This is a genomic window from Comamonas sp. (assembly GCF_036666375.1).
GTDB lineage: Bacteria > Pseudomonadota > Gammaproteobacteria > Burkholderiales > Burkholderiaceae_C > Comamonas.
The window spans coordinates 1-3,906 of sequence record NZ_JAVWWA010000198.1; the positions used below are offsets into that span (position 1 = coordinate 1).

General features: G+C 66.6%; 5 protein-coding genes and 1 pseudogene. 5 read left to right on the forward strand and 1 reads right to left on the reverse strand.

All coding sequences use genetic code 11. The features are described from left to right. Positions 1-895 (reverse strand): ferrochelatase (gene hemH, locus RR928_RS24435; protein WP_332684663.1); only part of this gene is annotated, 895 nt, incomplete at its 3' end. Positions 896-969: 74 nt separating this feature from the next. Here hemH and RR928_RS24440 point away from each other — a divergent pair. From RR928_RS24440 to RR928_RS24460, 5 genes and pseudogenes are all read left to right on the forward strand, one after another. Next, on the forward strand, positions 970-1,704 hold the full coding sequence (locus RR928_RS24440; RefSeq protein ID WP_332539243.1) for an HAD family hydrolase: 735 nt from the start codon (positions 970-972) through the stop codon (positions 1,702-1,704). Between the two features lie 32 nt (positions 1,705-1,736). Beyond that, the gene (locus RR928_RS24445; RefSeq protein WP_332684665.1) at positions 1,737-2,594 is read left to right on the forward strand and encodes a DUF2189 domain-containing protein; all 858 of its coding nucleotides are present in this window, start codon (positions 1,737-1,739) and stop codon (positions 2,592-2,594) included. A gap of 11 nt (positions 2,595-2,605) precedes the next feature. Then, on the forward strand, positions 2,606-2,818 hold the full coding sequence (locus RR928_RS24450; RefSeq protein ID WP_213298615.1) for a DUF2788 domain-containing protein: 213 nt from the start codon (positions 2,606-2,608) through the stop codon (positions 2,816-2,818). A 25-nt stretch (positions 2,819-2,843) separates the two neighbouring features. After that, entirely contained in the window at positions 2,844-3,521 is a 678-nt protein-coding gene (locus RR928_RS24455) for a hypothetical protein (RefSeq protein ID WP_332539246.1), read from the forward strand. Between the two features lie 41 nt (positions 3,522-3,562). Continuing rightward, a pseudogene (locus tag RR928_RS24460) lies at positions 3,563-3,906 on the forward strand (aromatic amino acid DMT transporter YddG); the annotation flags it as partial.

The window sequence follows — 3,906 nt, forward strand, 5'->3', positions numbered from 1 at the left end:
TGATTTCCTCCAGCGTCTCCAGGCAGTCGCTGGTGAAGCCCGGGCAGACCACGTCCACGCTTTGCAGTCCGCGCTGCGCCATGGCGATCAGCGTGGGCTCGGTGTAGGGCTCGAGCCACTTGGCCTTGCCGAAGCGCGACTGGAATGTGACGGTGTACTGCGACGGCGAAAGGCCCAGGCGCTCGGCGAGCAGCCGGCCGGTCTTGCGGCTTTCGCAGTGGTAGGGGTCGCCCAGATGCAGCGTACGCTCGGGTACGCCGTGAAAGCTCATCAGCAGATGCGCGCTGCGGCCGGCCTCGCGCCAGTGCGCCTCTATGCGCTGCGCCAGTGCGTCGATATAGCCGGCGTCGTCGTGGTAGCGGTTGACGAAACGCAGTTCGGGAATATGGCGCTGGGTGCGCGCCCAGTCGTAGACCGCGTCGAACACGCTGGCCGTGGTCGTGCCCGAATATTGCGGGTACAGCGGCAGGATCAGAATGCGCGTCGCGCCTTCGGCCTTGAGCGCATCGAGTTCGCTGGCGATCGACGGATTGCCGTAGCGCATCGCGTGGCGCACCAGCACGTTGTGGCCGGCTTCGCCGAGCCAGCCGCGCAGCAGCAGTGCCTGGCGTGCGCTCCAGTGCGCGAGCGGCGAGCCGTCCTGGGGATGCCACACGGTCGCGTACTTCGCAGCCGATTTCGCCGGGCGCGTGCGCAGGATGATGCCGTGCAGGATGGGCCACCAGGCCAGCTTGGGAATCTCCACGACGCGGTCGTCGCTGAGAAACTGCGCGAGGTAGCGGCGCACGGCCGAAGGCGTGGGCGCATCGGGCGTGCCGAGGTTGCACAGCAGCACGGCGGTGCGTGCGGCGCTGCCGTGGGGGGTAGGGGGTTCTGGCGCGAAGCGTGAAGGCATGGCTCGATTGTGCCAAGGCGCGGGCAGGTGCGCTGCCTCAGGCCCGCGATGGCTGCGGTATTCTCGGGCTACCTATGCAAGCTTCTACCGACTCCAACGCGTTCTCGGGCATCCGCGCGCGCGGCATCCGTGCCATCACCCTCGATCTCGACGACACCCTGTGGCCCATCTGGCCGACGATAGAACGCGCCGAGCGCGTGCTGCTGCAGTGGCTGCAGACCCAGGCGCCGGCGACCGCGCAGTCGCTGCAGACCCAGGCCGCGGTGCGCGCCGTGCGCAACGAAATCGTCGGCCTGCGGCCCGACCTCGTGCATGACCTCAACGGCCTGCGGCGCGAATCCATTCGTCTGGCGCTGACGCGCGCGGGCGACGACCCCGCCCTCGCCGAGACCGCGTTCGATGTGTTCTTCGCCGAGCGCCAGCGCGTCGACTTCTATGACGATGCGATTCCCGCGCTCGAGTTTCTTGCCGCGCGCTGGCCGCTGGTGGCGCTGAGCAATGGCACGGCCGATGTGAACGTCGTCGGGCTCGGGCGCTTTTTCCAGGCGAGCATCAGCGCCCACCGCGTGGGCGTGGCCAAGCCCGATCCGCGCATCTTCGCGCTCGCGGCCGAGGCCGCGGGCGTTCCTGCGGCCAACGTGCTGCACGTGGGCGACGACGCGCTGCTCGACGCCCGCGGCGCGATGGATGCGGGTATGCACGCAGTCTGGCTCAACCGCGCGGGCGTAGACTGGACTCACGGAGGGGCCAGCCCTTCCGTGACGGTGGCCAGTCTCGCGCAGTTATGTCAGGGTCTGGCCGAAGGCTGATTCTTCCTGACGCTGTTAGCGAGCCGAGACCCATGCCCAGTACCTTGCGTTCCCGCCCGCGCTCTCCCGCTCCACTTCCCCTGGTTCGTTCCATCGGCCTGATGCAGCCGCTGTCCTGGCTGGCGCTGGCCTGGCGCGACATCTGCCGCGCGCCGCTGCTGGCTTTCGCCCATGGTCTGGTATTGATGCTGATCAGCGCAGCCATCCTGGCCGTGGGGCACAATCGCTTCTGGCTGATGGCCGGTGCGCTGTCGGGATTTCTGGTGATAGGCCCAGTGGTGGCGACCAGTCTCTACGCGATCAGCCGTGCGCTCGAGCGCGGCGAGCCGGTAGGCCCGGGCCTGGTGCGTGCCACCTGGACGCGCTGGCAAAGCGGCCACGCGGGGGCCGAGCGGCATGCGGGCTATTGGTGTCTGGTGCGCTTCGGCCTGCTGCTGTCGCTCGCGGCCACGGGCTGGGTGGTGATTTCTGCCTCGCTGATCACCGTGCTCTCGCCGGTGCGCGTGCAGACGCCGCTGGATTTTCTGCACCATGTCGTGCTCGCACGCGATGGGCAGCTGTTTGTTTTATGGATGGCGCTGGGCAGTTTTCTGGCCGCGCCTATTTTTGCGTCCAGCGTCGTGGCCATGCCGCTGCTGCTGGACCGGCGTGTGACCGTGTGGCAGGCCGTGCTGACGAGCTGGACGGTGGTGATCGCCAACCCGGCGCCCATGGCGTTCTGGGCGGCGTTGATTGTGTTGTTTACCCTGTTGGGCCTGGGCTCGCTGCTCATGGGCCTGGTTGCCGTGGTGCCCATGCTCGGTCATGCGAGCTGGCATGCCTACCGTGATCTGGTCGACGCCTCGGCGTTCCCGGCGCGCGAGCAGCCGGAGCCGGGCAGGGCGTTGTAGGACTTGTCGTTGTGATTTTCGGGTACACAGAAGAGCAGCTTGCGCACTTCTTTCTCACCTACGGGGTGGGAGCGTTCATTCTTTTCATGGTGTTCATCATCCTGCAGCTCGCGCGCCAGTCGAAGGCGGGCAAGTTCGGCACGTTCGTGATCTTTCTCGGTCTGGGCGTGGGCTTCATCGGCTTTCTCGCGAAGGTAGTGATCCAGTGGTGGATGGAAAAATAAGCGCTGCCGCCGCACCCAGCTACGCATGAATTTCCTCCAGAAGATCCTCGGCGCCTTCCAGAAGACAAAGCCCAGCCCTGCGCCCGAAAGCGCATTGAGCACTATCGAGCTGCTGATCGTCGATCGGGAGGTGACGGCCTTTGCCTCGGCCGAAACGCGTTTCGGTGGCCTGCCATCGGTGGGCCCAGGTTTCGCCTGGCCGCGCTGCCGCTCGTGCGGCGAAGCCATGCAGTTCCAGGGGCAGATTCGCCCTCCCGGTGCGCTGCATCTGCACCTGATCTTCATGTGCACCAACCATCCCGGCGAGTGCGACCAGTTCGAAGCCGACGGCGGCGGCAATGCGGTGGTCACCCTGCCTGCTGACGGCCTGCAACTCGCGACGCCGCCCGCCGAAGGCGAAACCCTGCGCGACACGCGCTATGGCGCGCGCCTGCTGACCGTGGTTGCGCAGGATTACTCGGATGCGTTTTCCGCCTATGCGGGACGCCGGCGCGAGGTGCTGGGGCAGATCGGCGGCGCGGCCGACTGGATACAGCACGATGACACACCGGCTTGCAGTGCCTGCAAGGCGCCCATGCAGTTCGTCGCCCAGCTGGAGTCGGGCCCCGACTATCAGACCGAGATGAACTTCGCCGGCGGCTGCGGCTATCTGTTTGAATGCCGCTGTTCCGGCATTTCGGCCAAGTTCCTGTGGCAGTGCTGAGTCTGGCGCACGGCGCGCGCTTGCGCCAGGGCTGCTGAAGAATGCGCATTCCCAGCAGGAAGAACGCGACATTGATCGGTCTCGTTGCCATCGTCCTATGGTCGTCGCTCGTGGGCCTGATCCGCAGTGTCAGCGAAGGCCTGGGTGCCACCGGCGGCGCGGCCATGATCTATACAGCCGCATCGCTGCTGCTGCTGGTGACCGTGGGCTTCACGCCGCTGCGCGCCATGCCGCGAAAGTACCTGTACTGGGGCAGCGCGCTGTTCGTTTCCTACGAGCTGTGCCTGGCGCTGTCCATAGGCCATGCGCACTCGGGCCAGCAGGCGATCGAGGTGGGCATGGTCAATTATTTGTGGCCCACCTTCACCATGCTCGCGGCGATCGC

Bases quoted from the DNA above. Each gene is read 5' to 3' on its own strand.
- RR928_RS24445 (WP_332684665.1), top strand. From the start codon at position 1,737: ATGCCCAGTACCTTGCGTTCCCGCCCGCGCTCTCCCGCTCCACTTCCC.
- RR928_RS24440 (WP_332539243.1), top strand. From the start codon at position 970: ATGCAAGCTTCTACCGACTCCAACGCGTTCTCGGGCATCCGCGCGCGC.
- RR928_RS24455 (WP_332539246.1), top strand. From the start codon at position 2,844: ATGAATTTCCTCCAGAAGATCCTCGGCGCCTTCCAGAAGACAAAGCCC.